Genomic DNA, 17283 nt, shown 5'->3' on the forward strand with positions numbered 1-17283 from the left:
GGGGGCGCCGCGCGTCGCGGACGCCGGATGCACTACGGCGAAAGGTCGATGTGCGCCCACGACAGGTCGGCGTCGCCGGCGAGCCGGAGCAGGTCCTCTTGCCGCGCCTGACCGATGACGCTGCGGTACGCCCTGACCGTCCGGCGCAGGCGTCGGTAGCGCGACACCTCCTTCGACAGGGGCAGCGCGGGGACGTAGCGCTCGATCGTGGCGCCCCCGGGCGCGGCGCACACCCACGAGGGGAAGATCTCCGTCGCTCCATCGGGGCGGTCCTGCGCGGCAGCCGCGAAGGCAGCGGCCCACGGGTCGACCTCGCCCGACGTGAACGCGGCGTCGCCATACCGTTGTGCGACGTTCTTGCGCACCGCGTGCCCCTTGTACCGGTGGACTCGTCCCTCGCGTTGCTCGAGGTCGACGGGGTTGCCGGGGAGATTCCAGTGCACGACGGCATGCGAGTACGTGTGGAAGTCCAGCCCTTCCTGGCCGACGGACGTGGACGCCAGCACGAACGGCCAGAACGGTGAGTTGAAGGCCGTGCGGACGTGCTCCTCACGGATCTCCGCGCCCTCGTCCGTGGTGCCGCGTCCGAACCGCGCGGCGAAGTGCGTGCGCACCCGCCGTTCCTCGACGTGGACCTGTCCGTCGACGACGCGGATGTCGTCGACGGACGATGTCGGCGTCCGCAGCTGCAATGCGCCGCGCAACACCTCCCCGATCCGTGCGGCGCGCTCGTACACCGTCTTGTCCACGAGGCCCTCGGATTCCACGAGGGTGTGGGCGTACTCGTCGAGCACGGCCTGGAGTCCACCGTCCGCGCAGTATTCCAGCACGGAGCGCCAGTACGCGGTGTCGTCGCGGGTGGCGTCGGCCCGTTCTGCGTCCACGAGCGCCTGCGTCTCGGGGCGGTTGAAGAGGGAACGGAACCCGCCCCCCACCCCGAAGGCGATCTCCCGAACGTCCGCGTCCGACGCCCACCAGCCGGCGGGGGTGGCATCCGAGGCGGAACCGACCGCCCGCCCGAGCGCGCGCAGCGCGCAGGTCCCAGGGGCGGCGAGCGCGGCGACGGTGAGCACGTCGACGAGGTCGTGGGGTCGCGCCCCGAGCTCGTCCGCACGGATCTCGCGGGCGGCCGCGACGTGCCGCTCGAACGTCCGTGCGTGCCCGGCGCCGTCCGGCTCATCAGCGTCCTCGTCGTGGCCGAGAACGTCGAAGAAGCCGTCCTGCTCGGCCCCGTCTGCGGCGTCGAGCAGGAGCGGCGCCGCCCAGTACCAGCGCTGATCGGCGCCGGGACGCAGCGAGGGGTCGCCGGGTGGCAGGATCGCGAGCATCGACTCCACCTCGGCGCGCACGGCCGCGTCGACCTCACCACGGGTCAGGCGACGTCCTGCGGCTCGCGCGTGCCGCAACGGGTCGCCCGCATCGGCGAGCGCGACGGACGGGTAGGAGAGGAGGAACGTCGGCATGCCGTCGAGCCGGCCCTCGGAGATCCGGTACTGCAGGCGCGGCGTGGGCGCCGGGTCGCCGTACCGGCGCCGGCCGCCGCTCGCCGCAGTGGTCGCACGACGCTCCGCCTCGTAGCTCACGACGACGGAGATCGCCTTGGGCGCGACGTTCCATGCCGAGAACGCGAGCCGCTTGGTGAAGCGCGCGAGCCCCGGGTCGGCGAACGGGCCCGCGGGCTCGTAGTAGGGGAGCGACGCCGGGAGCCAGGCCAGCCGCCATGCTTCGCGGTCGAGCACGTCGGTGACCAGGCCGCGCATCTTGGCGTTGCCCGGGTCGAGGCGCTCGTACGCGTCCACGACGTCGTACGGCAGCAGCCCGCGTGCGCTCGCGAGCGCCGAGGTGACGGCCGGCGCGTGTGCGGCGACGGCGTCGTCGAACAGCGTCTTCACCTTGTACGTGCGTCGGTCCATGAGGTTGAGCGTGTAAGGGGTCGAGCGCCAGAACTCGAGCATGTCCTGGCGCTGCGCGCCCGACGCCGCGTGCACGGTTCGGGCGACGTCGTCGAGCGACGCGTGGTCCAGGAGGTCGCCCGCGGTGATCTCGACCCCGGGGAGCACGACCTCGCGAAGCATCCCGTCCTTCTCGCGCGTCGCGGCGAGGCGTTCCGTCCTGCAGATCACGCGCCGCAGCTCGCGCTCGACGGTGTCCCGCGCAGCGACCGCCCGAGCGACGGCGGACTCGTCGGTCGAGGCGAGCATCCCCTCACGCATCGTCGCGAGCCCTGTCCGGACCGTCGCCGCGCGGTCGGCACCCGCGAGGAACTCGACCGTGCTGACGAAGTCGCGGTAGTGGTCCTCACCGTCGGGCTCGTCGGGCAGCGTGTACATCTTGTAGGGCGTCGCGGACAGCAGGAGGGTGCGCACGGCGGTGCCGTCCGCACCGGCGTAGCTGACAAGAGCATGCAGCAGCTCTGCCGCCTCGCTCTGGGCGTCGGCCCGCATGAGCTCGCTGAAGCGCTGGAACTCGTCCATGACCACGAGGTCGGGCTCGAGCCGCTCGATGGCGAGCCGTGCGACGGTGGCGCGCATCGCGCCGATGATCCTCGACCGTCGGCGCGAGAGGTCCTTCGCAGGGTTCCCGCGCAGGTAGTTGAACTCCTGGACGCACTCGACCAGCTCGTCGAGGAGCTTCCCGCCGCGCGGCCCCCGGTCGCGCGAGAGCTGCTTGGCGAACTCGGCAGCGAAGTCCAGGTCGAGCTCGTGCATCCGGTGGCGTCGGAAGCGCTCGACGTCCGCGGTGAAGTTCTTGAGGCTGGAGGAGTCGCGGAAGAACTGGAGCCAGCGTCGGGGCCGCACGTCGAGGTCCTGCGACCCGCGCGCGAGCATCCAGTACATGACGACGCGCTCGAGGGCTCGCCCGCCGCCGCTCGTCACCTGGAGCGACGTCCCGGGGGTGAACGAGACGAAATTGAGCTTCTTACCGGCGAGCTCGCCCGTGACGAGCGGCATGAGGGTGAGGCGCTCCGCGTGGAGCGGCTCGTGCCCGCGGAGGGTGAGGCGGGCGAGGTTCTGGCGGGCGATCTGCTGGTTGGAGCAGATGTACACGACGTCGATCCGGTCGACGGTGTCCCACAGCTGGTCGACGGCCTTGGCGATCACGCCCTTCGCAACCAGTGTCTTGCCGAGCCCCACCTCGTCGGCGACGAGAAAGCGGTGGCTCGGGTCGGCGTCGTCCCACAGTCGCGCGTGCACGTGGTCGACGGTGCGCCGCTGGAAGTCCTTGAGATGGCGCAGGACGTCGTCGACGTCGGGCCGCTCCTGCGGGTGGGGGTCAGCGGGCACGACGCGCCTCCTCGACGACGGTCCACAGCTCGGCGAATCCCTCGGGGACCAGGTCGTCGCCGTCGGGCATCTCTGCCAGCCGGTCGACGAGCTGTGCGACGCGGTCCAAAGCCTCGTCGCCGTGCGCGACCGCGCGCACGAGCGGCTCGAACAGGTCCGGCGTCGTGCTTCCCGACATGGCCCACGACGCCCCGGTCGAGTCGCCCGCAGGACTGGCCGCGAACACTGAGGCCGCCGCAGGGTCGGCGAGGAGCAGCGCGAGGTAGCGCGCGACGTCGTCCCGGCTCCGCAGTGCGTCCCGGACCGCGGCGTGCCGGCGCTCGGCGACGTCGCCGTCCAGTCTGAGCACAAGGACGCAGCGCCGGGTCGCACGCGCATCTCCCGTCCCGGCTGTCGTCTCCACGGCGAGGAACGGCGTGACGGCACGGAGGCTCAGGCTGTCCCACGCGACGTCGGAACCTTCGTGAAGCCCGCGTGCGTGCAGGTCGGAGGGCACAGTCACCGGCCACGCGACCGTGGTGGCGCCGAGGACCGGGTCGGGCAGGCCCTGCGTCCCGACGACGAGGCGTGCCGTGGGGTCTCCGCCGCCACGGTCCGAGTCATCGACGTCCACGGCCAGGGTGGCGCGCAGCCCGGATGCCGCGAGACGCCGGTGGAAGTCGTCGATGTCGAGGACGGTGGACTCGGCGGGGTCGACGACCGGCTCAGGCGAGCGCGGCGCGAACGCAGCCAGCACCTTTTCCAGGCCGGGGACGTCCTTCGTACCGTCGAGCGTCGTGCGCACGCCGACGTCGGCGGTGCGGCCGTGCAACGCGACCGCGAGCTCGACGTTCCCGCCCCACGCCGCCGTGGTGAGGTTCGCGCTCCCGGTGACCGTCGTGCTGTCGCGACCGGAGTCCACGACGACCGTCTTGGCATGCAGACCGTCGCGAATGCGATCCGTCTCACGGACAGGACCGGCGGTCGAACGAGGGTCGCCCGGAGAGTCGTCATTCTCGTCGGAGGACGGGTCCCGCTCGGCCGCTGACGAGAGGGTCCGGGTCGCCCAGCGGTCGAGCGGAACCGTGCCCAGGCGGTCGAACGTCTCCGCGCGGGAGACGAGCGTGCGGTCGTCCGCGTCGGGGAGCCTGCGGAGCAGCCCGGCGTCGAGGAAAGGGCTCACCGCGAGGACGCGGTCCGCGGCGTCGGGGAACGGCCAGGGCGCCGTGACGCCGTCGAGCCCGAGCGGCAGGACCTCGGCGGTCCGGAACGGTCCGGGCGGGGCGAGCCGCGCGTCCGCGACCGACGCGGCGACGGACTCCACCTGCGCGGCGCGGCCTTCGTCGAGCGGGGACGTCGCCAGCTGGGGCAGAGCGCGCAGGAAAGAGCTGATCGGGGCGGGGTCGACCGGCTCGGCGACCGACTCGTCCTCGTCCAGGACGAGCACGGTGTCCCAGGACAGGTCGAACGTCAGGTTGCGGCTGAGCACGACGAACCGGTGGCGGTACGCGCCGTCGTCGTCGACGAACCGCAAGGTCCACGACTTGGGATGGAACAACCGACCCCGTGCCGGGGCCATGACCTGGTGCACGGCCCCCTCGACGAAGGTGAGCACCGAGCGGTACGACGCCGGCACGCTGATCCCGCCGGCCTGGCAGAAGACCGTCGTGAGCTCGCTGTAGCGCTGGACGGCCTCGAGCAGACCGATCGGGTCCGTCGCGGTGAGGTCGTCGCCGTCGACCTGGGCGGTCGTGTCGAGCATCGCGAAGGTCACGGGAGCCAGGAGCAGGGCGGTGAGGTCGAGCGAGAACGTCGTGGCGATCGCCGCGTCGACGCGCAGGCCCGCGGGCGGGCGGAGCGCGTCGGTGAGCAGGACGCGGGTGTCCGGAGTGAGCATCAGGCGGTGGTCCTTGCAGTGAGGAGCGCGTCGGTCGGCTGCCCACGTCGAATGGTGCTCGGAGGGTCGGGCAGGGCGGACAGGAGGTCGTCGAGGAGCCGCCGTGTCACTATCCACCGATAGTCGAGCCGACCGGTTCCAGACTCGCCCTTCCACGCCTCGCGGGCCGATCTGTTCGTAAGGCGTGCGCGTTCGCCCTTGAGACGACGCTCCCGCTGGGTGACAAGGTCGCGTGCTCGCGACGAGTCCTCGACGCGGTCGCAGTCGAGCAGGAGGTCGAGCCACCCGTCGGTGAACAGGCGGGTCGGCAGAGGGATCTTGTCGTTGCGCGAGGTGAGGACGCTCCACAGCTCGCCGCGGTCCCAGCCGTCGAGGGTGCGCGTCTCGACGAGCTCCTCGTGCCAGTCGTCGAGGCGCTCGCGGTAGTGGTCGACGACGTCCGGGATGGCTGCCGCCTCGGCGACGAGCAGGTTGTAGAGGAGCGCGGCACCGTGCATCGCGAGGCTGAACCGCGTCGCGTGGTCGACGACCGTTCGAAGGCCGCGCGGCGCGCCGACCAGCGAGAGCTCCACGGCCGAGGCGGCGTCGAGATCGACGGCGTCACGGTGCTCGAGGAGCCATCCGAGCAGCGAGCCGCGGGTCGTCGTGCGCAGCCGTTCGAGGAGGACCTCGGCCTCCTCGGGGCGCAGGTCGAAGGTCGTCGACCGCAGTAGGTCCTCGGGAGGTTCGAGGCCGGCGAGGTCGAAGCCGGTGTCCCGCGACCCGTCACGGGCGCCGGGGTCATCCGCCTCGGTCCGGCCGTGGCTGGCGCTACGCAGGGCGGAGCCGCGGCGCAGGTGCCCGGCGATGCTCGTGTCCCACGTACGCAGCTGCCAGCGGCCGAGCGGTCCCCAGTAGACCTCGCTCGGCATGCGCTTCAGCTTCGCGCGGGCGGTCCGACCGAGGATGCCCTGGTTTCGGCCACGCCCCTCGTCGCGGTAGCCCGCGAGCAGCGACTCGATGAGCCGCACCTCGTCGGCGCGCAGGCGACGCACCGCGTCGTCCGCGGTCGAGGTGCTGCGGACGGCACGATCCACGAGCCACGGGACGAACAGCACGTACCGCAGTCGCGTGAGCAACGTCGACGTCCCGGGGAACAGCGCGTCGGAGAACGTGTCCCGGATCGAACCGATCCCCAGCTCGTCGACCGTGCCCTGCTCCTTGAACAGGTCGACGACCTCGAGCATGCGGCGGCGCTGCGCGTGGTCGGTGTCGAGCCAACCGAACGATGACGCCACGGTCTCCTCCATCTGATCTGCTCCTGGAAGGTTATGAACGGCGCGGTTCTTTCCCTAGGGCGGCTGCGGGTGAAGTTCGAGGCTGCGAGCTCACTGTGGGAGCATCGGGCCATGATCGACTTCGGCGTCGCCGCAGAAATCGTTGCCGCTGCGGCGACCGCAGCCGCAGCAGGGTTTGCCGGCTACCAGATCTGGGAACTGCGCCGAGATCGGCGTCAGGCCCGCCAGCTAGAGACCGACGGAGTTTCGCTCGCGTGGCGCAACCTGGAGGCGCCGAGCCAGGCGCAGGTAGAACCTCGTGTATGGAAGATCGAGTTTCTCCTGACGAATCCGGGAGCGATGCCCATCAGTGACGTCCGATGCGAAGTCCACTTCGGTGACCCAGTGCGCCGTCACTGTTACGACCGCTCGATCGAACTCCCTACGAAGACCATCGTGCTTCGCGCTGACGTCCTCCCGGGCGGAGGAACGAGAGCGTGGAATCGTCGACTTGAACCCGCCCCGGGAGGTGCGCCCCCCGACAGGTGCTGGGCGACCGTGTCCTTCGTCGGTGCAGATGGAGTTGCTCACCGCAACGTCTGGCCGATCTCTCACCGCGGAGAAGGCGTCACAGTGTGAGGCGAGCTGAGACACGTCTCTGATACCCGAATCGCACCTGGGCGGTCGCGCTGACCCCGTACGATGCGAGCGACCAGCGGTAGTCGACGAGCTTCCTCAAGTGGACATGCTCCCCGCCGCACGAATCCTCGTGCTGCCCAGGAGTTTGTCGTGTCCGGACCCGTCAGATACTCAGCCCGCATGCTGGCAGAGCTCGCCGCTTCCGATGTCTCTCTCGTGGAGAAGCATCTCGAAGAGCACTTCGTGCTTCAGGGACTCGGAGTTCCGAGCGAGTCCGAGCGGCGCTCGTGGCGTCGTTCGCTGCCGGTGCTGGCACGTGACCTAGCGGACGCCGGTCTTCAAGACGTCGAAGTGATCCTCGAGTACCGCCTCCCGCTCTCATCGAAGCGCGCGGACGTGGTGCTGGCAGGAACCGATCCACAAACCGGCGACGAGTCGTACGTGGTCGTGGAGCTCAAGCAGTGGTCAACCGCGCGACTCGATGACGACATCGAGTCGCTCGTCCGAGTCGAGGGTTCACCCCGCAAGCATCACCTGCACCCCAGCGTGCAGGTCGGAGGATACGTAGAGTTTCTTCGGGACTTCACAGCTGTTCTTCATGACGATCCGCGCCGGCTATCCGGGGCTGCGTACCTGCACAACGCTCAGGACGTGCGCGTCGCGGACCTGGCCGACGCTGCGGTGACGGCGACGTACCCGCTGTTCACCGCGTCCTCGCGGGGAGCCTGGCTTGACTATCTGGTGCGCAAGCTGGCCCCCTCGAGCGGGGCCGAGGCGGCGGACCGGCTCCTTGCGTCAACCGTCCGGCCGTCGAGGCAGCTGCTCAAGGTTGCGGCAGCCGAGATCCGCGAGCGAGAGCAGTTCACACTGATCGCCGAGCAGCGAGTCGCCTACGACCTCGTGATGAAGGCGGTTCAACGCGCCGCGCGAGACAACACGAAGACCGCTGTCGTGGTCTCGGGTGGACCGGGATCGGGGAAGAGCGTCATCGCGTTGTCCGTCATGGGGGAGCTGGCGCGTCGCGGCAAGACCGTCCTGCACGCCACGGGCTCGCAGAGCTTCACACAGACTTTGCGAAAGGTCGCCGGTAGGGGGTCGGCGGCCACGCAACGCATGTTCATGTACTTCAACAGCTTCATGGCCGCGGAGCAGAACAGTCTGGACGCACTGATCCTGGACGAGGCGCATCGGATCCGGGAGAAGTCCGTGAACCGCTATACGCCGAAGGCGATTCGCGAGCAGGCGCGCCCTCAGATCGACGAGCTGCTCGACGTGGCGCGCGTGCCGGTCTTCTTGCTGGACGAGCATCAAGTGGTGCGGCCTGGCGAGAGCGGTACGGTCGAGATCATCCGGCGTGCGGCCGAGGCGCGCGGTATCGGTGTCGAGTACGTCGACCTCTCCGACCAGTTCCGCGCTGGAGGGAGCCAGCTCTACGTCGAGTGGGTGCTCCGTCTGCTCGGCCTCATCGAAGGCGGGCCGATCCCATGGACGGGTGACGACCACTTCGAGCTGAGGACCGCGGGCTCGCCACGCGAGCTCGAAGTTGCTCTCGACGTACGTCGGGCACAGGGCCTCGGTGCGCGGATGACGGCAGGCTACGCCTGGCGGTGGAGCGACCCGACGGAGGACGGACGCCTGGTCCCCGACGTAGTCATCGGTGAGTGGTCGAAGCCATGGAACGTGAAGGGCGACAGAGCGGTCGGGGAAGCTCCTCCGGCGCCGCTGTGGGCGACGTCCCCTGGTGGTTTCGACCAGGTCGGCTGCGTCTATACCGCACAGGGTTTCGAGTACGACTGGAACGGAGTGATCCTGGGACCAGACCTCGTCTGGAGAAGGGACAGGTGGGTCGCGCGGAGAGACGAGAACCGGGACCCTGCCTTCCGTTCACGCGCGCAGGTGTCCGACGCCCAGTTCGACGAGCTCGTCCGCAACGTCTACAAGGTCCTGCTGACCCGCGGGATGGTGGGGACGATCATCTACTCGACCGACCCTGAGACCCAGGAGCTCCTGGAGCGGTTGGTCTCGGGGCACGATCGACGGTGACCATACGTCGCCCCGGAGGACGAGCAGTGCGCGCCCCTCGCTGCTGTTCCATCACTCTGCGAGTGCTTGGCGGATGCGACAATCGCGACGGTATCCAGGGACATGAGGGGCGGTGTGGGCGTGCGCTCGGTCAGGGCGATGACGTGCGATATCGGAGATGCCTCGATGATCGTCACGACGCTCACTCTCGGCACCGGGGTCACCCTGACCCCCAGCGGAAGATTCTCCTCAAGGACGAAGCGATGCGTGCGGTCGTAGAGCGCTTCCTCGACGCGCGGCACGACGAGTTCGAGGACCTCCGCCGCTTGACGGACGGCGACCCCGACCCGGGCTAACTGTGGGAGATGAGCCTGCTCGGCTCATCCGCGGTCCTTCGCCGGTGCGTATCAGTCTGTAGCCGTCGACGGGTCGATCCCGGGTTCGCCGGAGCCGATTCCCAACGGTGACGCGACTGGGCTTTTTCCGGAGCGCACGAGCAGGGCTCCGGGCTCGAAGACCCAGGAATTGAAGCAGCTCGTCGGAGAGGTCACGCGGTGGGCGCGGCGTGCTGAGGTGTTTTCTCGCTAAAGACGTGCCGCGGGCCGGCCGGTGCCCTCCATGCCGACCCTTTCAATCGGACGCACTTCACACGAGCTGGACGCTGCCCTGGTACTCGAAGTGGGTGCTCACCTGATCGGAGACGTCCACGTTCACGAGCTTGTGCGACGCGGGGGAGAACCCGGTCAGGCCGGCTGCGGTCTGGCCCGCCTGGGCTACCCTGTAGACGTACTTCAAGACGGCGTCGTTCGTCGAGTGGTAGCCGTACACGGCGTCTTCGACCGCGGCGGTCAGGGGGCCCCAGTTGCTCTTCGCACCGATGGCCGCGCCGAGCAGGTGCACTGCCTGGATGCGCGGCGGGCCGGATCGCGTGCCGAGCGTCTCGGTGGCCACGGCCATCACCCGGGCGCCGAGGCTGTGGCCGATGAGCACGTAGGCGTCCGCGTCGGTGCGGGCGAGGAGGTCGGCAACGATGACGCCGGTCTTGTCGGCGCGGTTCTTCGCGACGTGCCACGGATTCTTGGCGAGGTCGGAGGCGATGAACGCCGGGGTGAACGTGCTGCCGAAGAGCTTGGCTCCTGCCTTGTTGGCAGCGGCAGCGGCACCGCGCACTGCGGTGGAAGCACCGGCCCTCCCCGCGAGTCCGATACCCATCGCACCGAAGTCCTTGAGCTCCTTGGCTCCCCAGCGCACCCGGTACACGGGGGAGTCGGGATACCGGTCGTCGACGATCTTCTTCCAGCCGCCCCACTTCTCCTGATCGCCCTCGGTGAGGAACCCGTTGGCCACAAGGACCGGTACGCCTCCCTTGCCGGGGCGCAGGAGCTCGATGCGGAACGACTTGTCCTCGCGAACGTAGGCGTTCGACACGGACGCACCCAGGGTGCCCCCGACCGCGGCACCGACCGCAGTGACGACGGCGGTGCCGCCGGCCATGCCGAGTCCGCCGGCGGCCAGGGTGCCTCCGCCGAGAAGGGCCAAGCCGTGCGACGTCGCAGCGGCGCCCGAAAGTCCGCCGAACATGCCGAGCGAGCCGATGGCCCCGCCGATGGCCGGCGCCGCGAGGAGCGCCATCGGGGCGGCTGCGGCGACGCCGACAACGCTGACGGCAGCGATCTTGGAGGCCTTGCCCAGGTCGGGCTTCTCGTACTTCAGGAAGTCCTCGTAGTCGTGCAGCTCACCGAAGCTGCCTTGTGCCTTCTCGAAACCGGGGATGTCGTGCCGGTGCTCGGCGCAGTACTGGGGGACGCGGATCGCGCCACGCTCGCGGACGGCCATGTTCTCGCAGCCCGGCGCGACGCACGGTAGGGTCGGCGCCCCGCAGGACTGGCAGACGTACACGGGCATCTGGCCGTTGGGACGGTTCGACTTCCGGTGCTCGGTCTTCGTGAAGCAGGAAGAGCACCAGCCGAGCTTCGGCTGGTAGGGAGAGACGTCGTCGGCGACGTCGGCGATCCACTGCGCGACCTTCGCGTAGGCGTCGGCTCGCTTCTGCGCGGTCTTCTTGTTCTCCTCGGCCTGCTTGTGCGCGGCCTTCTGGCTCTCGCGATCGGGCGCGGCGAGCGCATCGGCGTATGACGTGGTGCGCGCCTCGTACCAGGATTTCGCGAAGGCCCACAGGTTGCTCACCAGTGCGGGGTTGTCCGCGAGGACGCCGCCGCTGTCGACCGTCGGCTCGACGTCGACGACGTCGCCCTCGAGCACAAGCCGCGCGCCCTGGTCTGAGACCACCTCAACCTTGAGGCGAGTTCCTCCGACGACGTGCGCGTGAATCGATCCTGGCATGGCCGGATGATGTCACGGCCGAACCCTGCGCAGAGGTCCCGAGCGGGTGAAATCGCCAGTGCAAGCGTCGACGATACGGTGAGTGCATCTGGGGATTACCGCGTCGTACATGGCGCGGCCGACGCCGACCGCGCTGGCTAGGAGGAGGTCGAGAGATTCGACCGCGGTGCGGTCGGGCCGCCGTCGACGGACTGCGACACCAGCACCGCGAGCTGCACGCGGTTCGTGACCCCGAGCTTCGCGCTCGCCGCGGAGAGGTGGGTCTTCACCGTCGCTTCGCTGACGTACAGCCGCTGCGCGATCTCGGGGTTGGACAGGCCCTGCGCGACGAGCCGTGCGACGTCGAGCTCGCGCTCGGTGAGGGTCGCGACCCGCTCGGCGGCCTCCCTGCGCCCCGCCGCGCCGGGCGCGGCGGTGACCTGCGCCATGACGACGCGTGCCGCACGGGGCGACAGCGCGCCGTCGCCGGCTGCGACGGCGCGGACGGCGGAGACGATCTCGTCGGGTGACGCGTCCTTGGCGAGGAACCCGGACGCCCCGGCGTGGACGGCGTCGAGGATGCTGGACTCGGTGTCGAACGAGGTCATGGCGATGACGCCGGGCGGGTCGGGGAGCGCCCGCACGGCGCGTGTCGCCGTCACGCCGTCGACGCGGGGCATGCGCAGGTCCAGGAGCACGACGTCGGGGTGGTGTGCTTGGACGGCCGTCACGACCTCGTCGCCGTCGGCGGCCTCGGCGACGACCTCGATGTCGTCGGGCCGCAGGATGGTCCGCAGCAGCCGTCGCACCATCGGGTCGTCGTCGACCACGAGCACCTTGATCACGCCCCGACCCTAGCGGCGCGCGCCCACGGCGCGTCCGCGGTGACCGCCGTCCTCGGCGCCGGGCGCAACGGCCGTGCCGCCCGTCGCGACCGCCGCACCGCCCGTCGCCGCGACCGCCGTCAGGCCGGCGCGCCGTCCTGGTGGCGCACCCACGTCTCGCGGACCTCGGTGAGGTGGTCGAGCATCGCGGCGCGGGCGCCGTCGGCGCGGTGCGCGTCGAGGTTGTCGACGATCGCGCGGTGCGCGCGCGTGACGACGTCGATGCGGCGCGGGTCGTAGGAGAACGTGGCGACGCGCGTCTCCATGAGGCCTTCGCCGAGCACGTCGTAGAGCATGACGAAGAAGTCGTTGCCGGTCGCGACGGCGAGCCCGCGGTGGAAGGCGTAGTCGTTCTTGGACGCGGCGACGATGTCGTCGGCGTGCCCGGGGAGCTGGTCGACGAGGTCGGCGAGGCCGGTGAGCGCGGCGTCGTCGATGCGTTCGGCGGCGATGCCGGCGACGGCGACCTCGAGCGTCGCGCGGACCTCGTGGAGCTGGAGGTAGGGCACGTTCGGGCCGTGGTGGAGGAACATCTGGAGCATCTGGCCGACGTCGTCGATGCTGGTGCGCCCGACGCTCAGGCCGGAGCCGGGCGTGGCGGTGACGATGCCCTTGGCGGTGAGGGCGCGCACGGCCTCGCGCACGACGGTGCGGGAGACGCCGTAGGACTCGCAGAGCTCGCGCTCGGAGGGCAGCCGGTCGCCGGGCTGGAGCTCGCGCGCGAGGATGTCGTCGCGGATCGCGTCGGCGACCTGGTCGGACAGTCGGCGCTGTCGCACGATGCCGCTCGTCGGCAGCGTCGCATCGGGCTCGGGCACCGTTCCTCCTCGGGGTGACGACCGCGCCATTCTGCCTCACGGGGGCCGCGACCTGCCCGGACGCGGTCCCTGCTCATGGTCGTGAGACGGGGTTGGCTCAACTGGTATGACAGGATACAGTCACTCAACCTGCTGAGCCGAGCGTCCGACGTCGGGCACCCGTTCCGGCAGGTCTCCCCTCACCCGCACGCAGAGCAACGCGGCTTCCCAGTCGCGGGGAAAGAGCTGTTCCACGATGCGCGCCATCAGATTCGAGACGTCCGGGACCGCCCACGTGGTCGACATCCCGCGCCCGGTCCCCGGCCCCGGCGAGGTCCTCCTCGCCGTCACCTCCACGGGGGTGTGCGGCTCCGACCTGGCCGCCCTCCGCGGCACCCACCCGTTCCGCGTCCCGCCGCTGATCTCCGGCCACGAGGCCGGTGGCCGCGTCGCCGAGGTCGGCCCGGACGTCGCCGACGTGGCCGTCGGCGACCGCGTCGTCGTCGACCCGCAGCGCCCGTGCGGCACGTGCGACCTGTGCACGACGGGCGGCTACCACCTGTGCGCGAGCAAGCAGATGCTCGGCGTCGCCGAGTGGGACGGCTCGTTCGCCGAGCACGTCGTCGTGCCCGCGTACACGCTGGTCCCCGCGCCCGACGGCGTCGCGGACGAGCACCTCGCGCTCGCCGAGCCGGTCGCGGTCGCGGCCCACGCCGTCGCGCAGCTGGGGGAGCGGCGCCGCGGGCGCGCGCTCGTGCTCGGCGGCGGCACGATCGGCGCGCTCGTCGCACGCGTCCTCGCCGACGGCGGCAGCACCGTGGTCGACGTCGTCGAGCCGCGGGAGCACGTCCACGAGGTGCTGCGCGCGGTCGGCGCGACGGGCGTCCACCTGCCCGACGCCGCGCTCGAGCCCGGCTCGTACGACGCCGTCTTCGTCGCCGCGGGCGTGCCCGCGCTCGTCGAGCGCGCGTTCGAGGCCGTCGCGCCCGGTGGGGCGATCGTCCAGGTCGCGGTGTTCAGCCAGCCCGTGCCGGTCCCGGTGGGACAGCTCCAGGTGCGCGAGATCGCCCTGCTCGGCACGGCCATGTACACGAAGGACGACTTCCGCACCGCGCTCGACGTCCTCGCGCGCCACCCCGGGCTCGCCGACGTGCTCGTGTCCCGCACGACCTCCCTGGAGGAGGGCGCCGCGATCACCACGACCATGGCCGCCGAGGGGCCCGGCGACATCGTCAAGCTGGTGATGGTCCCGTGAGCGCGGCCCGCGCCGTCCGCGGCGTCCTGTCCGGCGCCGAGCGGGCGCTGTTCGTGGTCTCGGGCGTCGCGATCGCGCTCGTGAGCGCCGTCCTCGTGCTCCAGGTCTTCATGCGGTACGTGCTCAACAGCCCGACCGTGTGGTCCGAGGAGTTCGCGACGCTCGCGTTCGTCTGGTGCGTCATGACGGCGATCCCCGTCGCGGTGCGCCGCAGCGAGCACATCGCGGTGACGCTGCTCCTCGACCGCCTACGCGGGAAGGTGCGCCGCGCGTTCGTCGCGCTCGGCTACGCGCTCTCCGCGGGCCTGTTCGGCCTCGTCGCCGTCTACGCCGCGATGATGCTGCCGACGGGCGCGCGCCAGCTCATGACCGGCCTGACCATCGCGACGGGCACGGACATCACGCTGCTCGCCATGTACGTCGTCGTGCCGATCGGCATGGGCTTCTCCTGCGTCTACGCGGTCGAGAAGCTCGTCGAGGCGCTCCGCGGCGACTTCGACACCCCCGACGACGCCGTGGAGGCGAACATCGCCGAGGCGGAGCAGCTCGTCGCGCCCACCTCCCAGGACAAGGACGTCTGACCCATGCCCCTCATCCTCGGAGGGCTCCTCCTCCTCATCCTCGTCATCGGCGCCCCGGTGGGCGTCGCCGTCGGCCTCGCCTCGTTCGCGAGCCTCGCCGCCGAGGGCGTGCCGCCCGAGGTCGGCGCCCAGCGGTTCGTCGCCGGGATGCGCTCCTTCCCGCTCCTCGCGATCCCGCTCTTCGTGCTCGCCGGCTCGCTCATGAACGCGGGCGGCGTGACCCAGCGCCTCATCGACTTCGCCTACGCGATCGTCGGCCGCATCCGCGGCGGGCTCTCGGCCGTCAACGTGCTCACCAACATCACGTTCGGCGGCATGTCCGGCTCGGCGGTCGCGGACGCGTCGTCGGTCGGCCGCCTCCTCATCCCGCAGATGCTGCGCCGCGGCTACGCGCCCGGCGACGCGGCGTCGGTCACCGCGACGGCGTCGATCGTCGCGCTCGTGCTCCCGCCGAGCATCACGATGATCATCTACGGCGTCGCCGCCGAGGTCTCGATCAGCGCGCTGTTCTTCCACGGCCTCTACATCGGCCTCGGGTTCGGCCTCGTGTACCTGGTCACGGGCTGGCTCGTCGCCCGCAAGAAGGGCTACCCCGCCGAGCGCGGCGTGGGCGCGCGCGAGCTCGTGCGCACCGCCGCCAAGGCGCTCCCGGCCCTGCTCATCCCGGTCGTCGTGCTGGGCGGCATCCGGCTCGGCGTCTTCACCGCGACGGAGGGCGGCGCGGTCGCGGTCCTCATCGCGGTGATCCTCGGCGTCCTCGTCTACCGCGAGCTGTCCTGGCAGCGGGTCGTCAAGGCGATGCGCGAGACGACGATGCTCGTCGCCGCGATCATGCTCATCATCGCGATGGCGCAGGCCTACTCGTGGGCGCTCGTAACCGGCGGCACGCCGCAGATCGTCGCCGACGCCGTGCTCGGGCTCACGGACAACGTGCTGCTCATCCTCTTCGTCGCCAACGTGATCCTGCTGCTCATCGGCACGGTCGTCGAGGGCAACGCGGCGATCATCATCTTCACGCCGATCCTCCTGCCGATCGTCACCGCCGCCGGCGTCGACCCGGTCCACTTCGGGCTGATCGTCGTCATCAACCTCGCGATCGGGCTCATCACGCCGCCCGTCGGGATCAACCTGCTCATCACGAGCCGGATCGCCGGGATCTCGGCGGAACGGGCGCTGCGCGACATGCTCCCGTGGCTCGGCGTCTCGGTCGCCCTGCTGTTCCTCGTCACGTACGTCCCCGTCCTCACCGGCATGTACTAGCCGGCGCGACGGTCGACACCCGCCACCGGCACCAGCACCCCGGCGGGCGAGGGCGCCCCTCGCCCTCGCCCGCCCCGCACACGAAGGAGCTTCCCGTGGGGAAGAGAACCACCGCGCCGCACCGTCGCGTCGCCGCCCTGGTCGTCGCGAGCGCGCTCGCCCTCGGCGGCTGCGCGGCCACGACGACGGACCCCGAGCCCGACCTGCTGCTCCGCCTCGGCCACTCGTACGGCGCCGGGAGCCTGCAGGACCGCGCCGCGAACCGGCTGTCCGAGCAGGTCGCCGACGCCTCCGACGGCCGCGTGACGATCGAGGTCTACCCCGCCTCCCAGCTCGGGAGCTGGGAGGACATGCAGGAGGGCCTGGAGTTCGGGGCCGTGGACATCGTCGTCGAGTCCGTCGGCTCGCTCGAGCGCTACACCGACCTCGCCGCGATCGAGGGCGTGCCGTTCCTCTACGAGGACGAGGACCAGTTCCTCGAGGTCTGGGACGGCCCGCTCGGCGACGAGATCATCGACGCCATCCGGGAGGACTCCGGGTTCCTGCTGCTCGGCCAGATGTACCGCGGCGGGCGCGTGCTCAACACGCAGCGTCCCGTCACCGAGCTCGCCGACGCGCGCGGCCTCAAGCTGCGCGTCCCGACCCAGCAGACCTACCTCGACACGTGGCACGCGCTCGGCGCGAGCCCCATGCCGCTCGCGCTCAGCGAGGTCTTCCCCGCGATCGAGCAGGGCGCGGTCGAGGGCCAGGAGAACCCGATCGACGTCGTGCGGTTCAACTCGTTCTACGAGGTCGCGCCGCACGTCACGCTCACCGAGCACGTGTTCGGCAACTTCCACTTCCAGGTCTGGGCCGACGCCTACGAGGGCTGGCCCGACGACCTCCGCGCGATCGTCGACGCCGAGATCGACGACGTCTCCTCCTGGTACCGCGAGACGTCGATCGCCGAGCGGCAGGAGAACGTCGACTTCCTGGTCGAGCGCGGCGTCGAGCTGCACGAGATCGACCGCGCCGAGTGGGCCGAGGCCTCGTCCGAGGTGCTCGACCACGTCGACCCCCAGGTCGTGGAGTGGGCCGAGCGCATCCGCTCGGGCGACGCGTGACGCC

The 17283-nt window shown here is 70.8% G+C and carries 12 protein-coding genes; 6 read left to right on the forward strand and 6 right to left on the reverse strand.

The features are described 5' to 3' along the window. Positions 1–32: 32 nt before the first annotated feature. Genes ACI769_RS14540 through ACI769_RS14550 form a run of 3 tightly spaced genes read right to left on the reverse strand, consistent with a single transcriptional unit; the run spans position 33 to position 6437 of the window. On the reverse strand, positions 33–3284 hold the full coding sequence (locus tag ACI769_RS14540) for a helicase-related protein (protein WP_409141819.1): 3252 nt from the start codon (positions 3282–3284) through the stop codon (positions 33–35). Then, entirely contained in the window at positions 3274–5160 is a 1887-nt protein-coding gene (locus ACI769_RS14545) for a phospholipase D-like domain-containing protein (protein ID WP_409141820.1), read from the reverse strand. Before ACI769_RS14545 ends, ACI769_RS14540 begins: the two co-directional genes overlap by 11 nt. After that, positions 5160–6437, reverse strand: coding sequence for a DUF6361 family protein (locus ACI769_RS14550; RefSeq protein WP_409141821.1), 1278 nt, complete (start codon positions 6435–6437; stop codon positions 5160–5162). Before ACI769_RS14550 ends, ACI769_RS14545 begins: the two co-directional genes overlap by 1 nt. Before the next feature lie 111 nt (positions 6438–6548). On the opposite strand from ACI769_RS14550, the gene ACI769_RS14555 reads away from it, so the two are divergent. Next, the gene (locus ACI769_RS14555) at positions 6549–7055 is read left to right on the forward strand and encodes a hypothetical protein (protein WP_409141822.1); all 507 of its coding nucleotides are present in this window, start codon (positions 6549–6551) and stop codon (positions 7053–7055) included. Positions 7056–7235: 180 nt separating this feature from the next. Next, positions 7236–9098, forward strand: a complete 1863-nt coding sequence (locus ACI769_RS14560) for a DNA/RNA helicase domain-containing protein (RefSeq protein WP_409141823.1) — start codon at positions 7236–7238, stop codon at positions 9096–9098. Positions 9099–9722: 624 nt separating this feature from the next. Here ACI769_RS14560 and ACI769_RS14565 read toward each other — a convergent pair. From ACI769_RS14565 to ACI769_RS14575, 3 genes are all read right to left on the reverse strand, one after another. Beyond that, positions 9723–11420, reverse strand: a complete 1698-nt coding sequence (locus ACI769_RS14565; protein ID WP_409141824.1) for a DUF726 domain-containing protein — start codon at positions 11418–11420, stop codon at positions 9723–9725. Positions 11421–11557: 137 nt separating this feature from the next. Next, entirely contained in the window at positions 11558–12244 is a 687-nt protein-coding gene (locus tag ACI769_RS14570; RefSeq protein ID WP_409141825.1) for a response regulator, read from the reverse strand. 119 nt (positions 12245–12363) lie between these two features. Beyond that, a complete protein-coding gene (locus tag ACI769_RS14575) occupies positions 12364–13101 on the reverse strand; it encodes a FadR/GntR family transcriptional regulator (RefSeq protein ID WP_051027509.1) in 738 nt (245 codons plus the stop codon). 235 nt (positions 13102–13336) lie between these two features. Here ACI769_RS14575 and ACI769_RS14580 point away from each other — a divergent pair, with 235 nt between their 5' ends. The 4 genes from ACI769_RS14580 (at position 13337) to ACI769_RS14595 (ending at position 17279) form a co-directional block, all read left to right on the forward strand. Further along, on the forward strand, positions 13337–14335 hold the full coding sequence (locus ACI769_RS14580) for a zinc-binding dehydrogenase (protein ID WP_409141826.1): 999 nt from the start codon (positions 13337–13339) through the stop codon (positions 14333–14335). Then, positions 14332–14916 carry a TRAP transporter small permease gene (locus ACI769_RS14585; RefSeq protein ID WP_409141827.1) on the forward strand — a complete coding sequence of 195 codons (585 nt, stop codon included), beginning with the start codon at positions 14332–14334 and terminating at the stop codon, positions 14914–14916. The genes ACI769_RS14580 and ACI769_RS14585 overlap by 4 nt, the downstream gene beginning before the upstream one ends. Before the next feature lie 3 nt (positions 14917–14919). Continuing rightward, positions 14920–16176, forward strand: coding sequence for a TRAP transporter large permease (locus tag ACI769_RS14590; protein WP_409141828.1), 1257 nt, complete (start codon positions 14920–14922; stop codon positions 16174–16176). Positions 16177–16271: 95 nt separating this feature from the next. Beyond that, positions 16272–17279, forward strand: a complete 1008-nt coding sequence (locus ACI769_RS14595) for a TRAP transporter substrate-binding protein (protein WP_194521374.1) — start codon at positions 16272–16274, stop codon at positions 17277–17279. Positions 17280–17283 lie beyond the last annotated feature (4 nt).

It is taken from the genome of Cellulosimicrobium sp. RS, assembly GCF_046159675.1.
Lineage (GTDB): Bacteria > Actinomycetota > Actinomycetes > Actinomycetales > Cellulomonadaceae > Cellulosimicrobium > Cellulosimicrobium funkei.

Bases quoted from the DNA above. Each gene is read 5' to 3' on its own strand.
- ACI769_RS14545 (WP_409141820.1), bottom strand. From the start codon at position 5,160: ATGCTCACTCCGGACACCCGCGTCCTGCTCACCGACGCGCTCCGCCCG.
- ACI769_RS14555 (WP_409141822.1), top strand. From the start codon at position 6,549: ATGATCGACTTCGGCGTCGCCGCAGAAATCGTTGCCGCTGCGGCGACC.
- ACI769_RS14560 (WP_409141823.1), top strand. From the start codon at position 7,236: ATGCTGGCAGAGCTCGCCGCTTCCGATGTCTCTCTCGTGGAGAAGCAT.
- ACI769_RS14565 (WP_409141824.1), bottom strand. From the start codon at position 11,420: ATGCCAGGATCGATTCACGCGCACGTCGTCGGAGGAACTCGCCTCAAG.
- ACI769_RS14580 (WP_409141826.1), top strand. From the start codon at position 13,337: ATGCGCGCCATCAGATTCGAGACGTCCGGGACCGCCCACGTGGTCGAC.
- ACI769_RS14590 (WP_409141828.1), top strand. From the start codon at position 14,920: ATGCCCCTCATCCTCGGAGGGCTCCTCCTCCTCATCCTCGTCATCGGC.